Consider the following 5,421-nt stretch of genomic DNA (forward strand, 5'->3'; position numbering starts at 1 on the left):
TGTGTGCGTGTGTTCTTTGAGAACTCAATAGTGTGTTGATGAATGTCAGTGCCAAATATTTAATTTGGTTTCGGTTCTTCATACCCCCGTGTGGAGGGCCGAACATTTAAGTCAGCTAATTTCCGGCTGGCGATTTGTTTTGCTGGGTTTTCGGACTCTAGTTTGTACTTTTGATTGCGCCTTCGGGTGTGATTGTGAGTCTTCAACGGAGAGTTTGATCCTGGCTCAGGACGAACGCTGGCGGCGTGCTTAACACATGCAAGTCGAGCGGTAAGGCCCTTCGGGGTACACGAGCGGCGAACGGGTGAGTAACACGTGGGTGATCTGCCTTGCACTCTGGGATAAGCCTGGGAAACTGGGTCTAATACCGGATATGACCTTCGGTTGCATGACCGGGGGTGGAAAGATTTATCGGTGCAAGATGAGCCCGCGGCCTATCAGCTTGTTGGTGGGGTAATGGCCTACCAAGGCGACGACGGGTAGCCGGCCTGAGAGGGCGACCGGCCACACTGGGACTGAGACACGGCCCAGACTCCTACGGGAGGCAGCAGTGGGGAATATTGCACAATGGGCGGAAGCCTGATGCAGCGACGCCGCGTGAGGGATGACGGCCTTCGGGTTGTAAACCTCTTTCGACTCCGACGAAGCGAGAGTGACGGTAGGAGTATAAGAAGCACCGGCCAACTACGTGCCAGCAGCCGCGGTAATACGTAGGGTGCGAGCGTTGTCCGGAATTACTGGGCGTAAAGAGCTTGTAGGCGGCTTGTCGCGTCGATCGTGAAAACTCGGGGCTCAACCCCGAGCTTGCGGTCGATACGGGCAGGCTTGAGTACTTCAGGGGAGACTGGAATTCCTGGTGTAGCGGTGAAATGCGCAGATATCAGGAGGAACACCGGTGGCGAAGGCGGGTCTCTGGGAAGTAACTGACGCTGAGAAGCGAAAGCGTGGGTAGCGAACAGGATTAGATACCCTGGTAGTCCACGCCGTAAACGGTGGGTACTAGGTGTGGGTTTCCTTCCACGGGATCCGTGCCGTAGCTAACGCATTAAGTACCCCGCCTGGGGAGTACGGCCGCAAGGCTAAAACTCAAAGGAATTGACGGGGGCCCGCACAAGCGGCGGAGCATGTGGATTAATTCGATGCAACGCGAAGAACCTTACCTGGGTTTGACATACACCGGAAACCTGCAGAGATGTAGGCCCCCTTGTGGTCGGTGTACAGGTGGTGCATGGCTGTCGTCAGCTCGTGTCGTGAGATGTTGGGTTAAGTCCCGCAACGAGCGCAACCCTTATCTTATGTTGCCAGCGCGTAATGGCGGGGACTCGTGAGAGACTGCCGGGGTCAACTCGGAGGAAGGTGGGGACGACGTCAAGTCATCATGCCCCTTATGTCCAGGGCTTCACACATGCTACAATGGCCGGTACAGAGGGCTGCGATACCGTGAGGTGGAGCGAATCCCTTAAAGCCGGTCTCAGTTCGGATCGGGGTCTGCAACTCGACCCCGTGAAGTTGGAGTCGCTAGTAATCGCAGATCAGCAACGCTGCGGTGAATACGTTCCCGGGCCTTGTACACACCGCCCGTCACGTCATGAAAGTCGGTAACACCCGAAGCCGGTGGCCTAACCCTTGTGGAGGGAGCCGTCGAAGGTGGGATCGGCGATTGGGACGAAGTCGTAACAAGGTAGCCGTACCGGAAGGTGCGGCTGGATCACCTCCTTTCTAAGGAGCATTCTCCATGCCGGCTCGAATAGTCGAGTACCGGTTGTGGCAGAGCCATTTCGGAAGCGAATGTTTTCCGATGGTTGCTCATGGGTGGAACGCTGACAATCTCCATCACGTACGGCTGAGGCTCAGTTCTCGGTTGTGGTGGATATATCAACACACTGTTGGGTCCTGAAAGAACAGACGTTCTTTCCAGGCAAAAGATACGATCCGCTCGGATCTCCGTTCATACCGCGGAAGCTTTTCGAAGTTTCTGGCTGGTGCGGGTGCAAGGTTCGGGTGGGTGTGTTGTTTGAGAACTGCACAGTGGACGCGAGCATCTTTGTTTTGTAAGTGTTTTAGAGCGTTCGGTGGATGCCTTGGCACCAGGAGCCGATGAAGGACGTAGGAGGCTGCGATAAGCCTCGGGGAGCTGTCAACCGAGCTGTGATCCGAGGGTGTCCGAATGGGGAAACCCAGCACGAGTGATGTCGTGTTACCCGCATCTGAATATATAGGGTGTGTGGAGGGAACGTGGGGAAGTGAAACATCTCAGTACCCACAGGAAGAGAAAACAACATGTGATTCCGTGAGTAGTGGCGAGCGAAAGCGGATGAGGCTAAACCATGCGTGTGTGATAGCCGGCAGGCGTTGCACGTGTGGGGTCGTGGGGCTCACTTTCTTGTCACTGCCGTGGCGAGCAACAGTCAGAAAAGTTCGTGTTAGTCGAATTGGTCTGGGACGGCCAACCGTAGACGGTGAGAGTCCGGTAGGCGAAAACATGTTCTCTGTTGTAGTGAGTGCCCGAGTAGCAGCGGGCCCGTGAAATCTGCTGTGAATCTGCCGGGACCACCCGGTAAGCCTGAATACTCCCTGGTGACCGATAGCGGACTAGTACCGTGAGGGAAAGGTGAAAAGTACCCCGGGAGGGGAGTGAAATAGTACCTGAAACCGAGCGCTTACAATCCGTCAGAGCCTTCGAGCAGCTTGCTGCTGGGGGTGATGGCGTGCCTTTTGAAGAATGAGCCTGCGAGTTAGTGGCATGTGGCGAGGTTAACCCGTGTGGGGTAGCCGTAGCGAAAGCGAGTCCGAATAGGGCGTTTGAGTCGCGTGTTCTAGACCCGAAGCGGAGTGATCTACCCATGGCCAGGGTGAAGCGACGGTAAGACGTCGTGGAGGCCCGAACCCACTTAGGTTGAAAACTGAGGGGATGAGCTGTGGGTAGGGGTGAAAGGCCAATCAAACTCCGTGATAGCTGGTTCTCCCCGAAATGCATTTAGGTGCAGCGTCGCGTGTTTCTCACCGGAGGTAGAGCTACTGGATGGTCTAGGGGGCCCACAAGCTTACCGAAATCAGCCAAACTCCGAATGCCGGTGAGTGAGAGCGCGGCAGTGAGACTGCGGGGGATAAGCTTCGTAGTCGAGAGGGAAACAGCCCAGATCGCCGGCTAAGGCCCCTAAGCGTGTACTAAGTGGAAAAGGATGTGGGATTGCGCAGACAGCCAGGAGGTTGGCTTAGAAGCAGCCACCCTTGAAAGAGTGCGTAATAGCTCACTGGTCGAGTGATCCTGCGCCGACAATGTAGCGGGGCTCAAGTACACCGCCGAAGCCGCGGCAGTCGCACAATACATCCACATCGGATTACGGTCTGGTGTGCAGTGGTGTGGCTGGGTAGGGGAGCGTCGTGTAGCCAGGGAAGCAGCGGGGTGACCTAGTTGTGGAGGCTGCGCGAGTGAGAATGCAGGCATGAGTAGCGAAAGACGAGTGAGAAACTCGTCCGCCGAATGACCAAGGGTTCCTGGGCCAGGTTAATCCGCCCAGGGTGAGTCGGGACCTAAGGCGAGGCCGACAGGCGTAGTCGATGGACAACGGGTTGATATTCCCGTACCCGTGTATCCGCGCCCAATGGCGAATCATCTGTGCTAACCGCCCTGAACTGGCGGGATCTCCTTCGGGAGACCCAAAGGGGATGCGCGGGACCCTGGGTGTAGTAGTCAAGCGATGGGGTGACGCAGGAAGGTAGCTGGGCCAGTCAGTGGTTGTACTGGTGTAAGCCTGTAGGGCGTTGTGTAGGCAAATCCGCACAGCATGTGCCTGAGAGGTGATGCGTAGCCGATTGAGGCGAATTCAGTGATCCTATGCTGCCGAGAAAAGCCTCTAGTGAGTTGGTACACGGCCCGTACCCCAAACCGACACAGGTGGTCAGGTAGAGAATACTAAGGCGATCGAGAGAACTGTGGTCAAGGAACTCGGCAAAATGCCCCCGTAACTTCGGGAGAAGGGGGGCCCGAGCTGGTGACCGGCTTTACGCTGTGAGCTGGTTTGGGCCGCAGAGACCAGAGAGAAGCGACTGTTTACTAAAAACACAGGTCCGTGCGAAGTCGTAAGACGATGTATACGGACTGACGCCTGCCCGGTGCCGGAAGGTTAAGAGGACCGGTTAGCGCTTCGGCGCGAAGCTGAGAATTTAAGCCCCGGTAAACGGCGGTGGTAACTATAACCATCCTAAGGTAGCGAAATTCCTTGTCGGGTAAGTTCCGACCTGCACGAATGGCGTAACGACTTCTCTGCTGTCTCGACCACAGACTCGGCGAAATTGCATTACGAGTAAAGATGCTCGTTACGCGCGGCAGGACGAAAAGACCCCGGGACCTTCACTATAGCTTGGTATTGGTGTTCGGTACGGTTTGTGTAGGATAGGTGGGAGACTGTGAAACGGGCACGCCAGTGCTCGGTGAGTCGTCGTTGAAATACCACTCTGATCGTATTGGACCTCTAACCTCGGACCATGATCTGGTTCAGGGACAGTGCCTGGTGGGTAGTTTAACTGGGGCGGTTGCCTCCCAAAATGTAACGGAGGCGCCCAAAGGTTCCCTCAGCCTGGTTGGCAATCAGGTGTCGAGTGCAAGTGCACAAGGGAGCTTGACTGTGAGACAGACATGTCGAGCAGGGACGAAAGTCGGGACTAGTGATCCGGCACCGGCATGTGGAAGCGGTGTCGCTCAACGGATAAAAGGTACCCCGGGGATAACAGGCTGATCTTCCCCAAGAGTCCATATCGACGGGATGGTTTGGCACCTCGATGTCGGCTCGTCGCATCCTGGGGCTGGAGTAGGTCCCAAGGGTTGGGCTGTTCGCCCATTAAAGCGGCACGCGAGCTGGGTTTAGAACGTCGTGAGACAGTTCGGTCTCTATCCGCCGCGCGCGTTGGAAACTTGAGGAAGGCTGTCCCTAGTACGAGAGGACCGGGACGGACGAACCTCTGGTGTGCCAGTTGTCCCGCCAGGGGCACGGCTGGTTGGCTACGTTCGGAAGGGATAACCGCTGAAAGCATCTAAGCGGGAAGCCTGTTCCAAGATGAGGTTTCCCACCACCTAGAGTGGTTAAGGCCCCCTACAGACCATGGGGTTGATAGGCCGGAACTGGAAGCACGGTAACGTGTGGAGGTGACCGGTACTAATAGGCCGAGGGCTTACCAAACGAAGATTGCTACGCGTCCACTGTGCAGTATCTGAAACAACACACAGATACAGAAGACAAAACACCCCCCTTTTTTTTGGGGGTTGGTTTGGCTCTCTGTGTGGATAGTTTCATAGAGTTACGGCGGTTATAGCGGCAGGGAAACGCCCGGTCCCATTCCGAACCCGGAAGCTAAGCCTGCCAGCGCCGATGGTACTGCACTCGACAGGGTGTGGGAGAGTAGGACACCGCCGGAACATAC

The 5,421-nt window shown here is 56.2% G+C and carries 3 rRNA genes; all 3 read left to right on the top strand.

The features are described 5' to 3' along the window. The first annotated feature begins 202 nt into the window (after positions 1–202). The 3 genes from NF4_RS35875 (at position 203) to rrf (ending at position 5,416) form a co-directional block, all read left to right on the top strand. Positions 203–1,719: ribosomal RNA gene (locus tag NF4_RS35875) — 16S ribosomal RNA — on the top strand. 330 nt (positions 1,720–2,049) lie between these two features. Continuing rightward, a 23S ribosomal RNA gene (locus NF4_RS35880) occupies positions 2,050–5,180 on the top strand. Between the two features lie 119 nt (positions 5,181–5,299). Next, positions 5,300–5,416 (top strand): 5S ribosomal RNA (gene rrf / locus NF4_RS35885). The 16S, 23S and 5S rRNA genes sit together here, the layout of an rRNA operon. Positions 5,417–5,421 lie beyond the last annotated feature (5 nt).

The organism is Nocardia fusca NBRC 14340 (assembly GCF_001618425.1).
In the GTDB taxonomy this organism is placed as follows: Bacteria; Actinomycetota; Actinomycetes; order Mycobacteriales; family Mycobacteriaceae; genus Nocardia; species Nocardia fusca.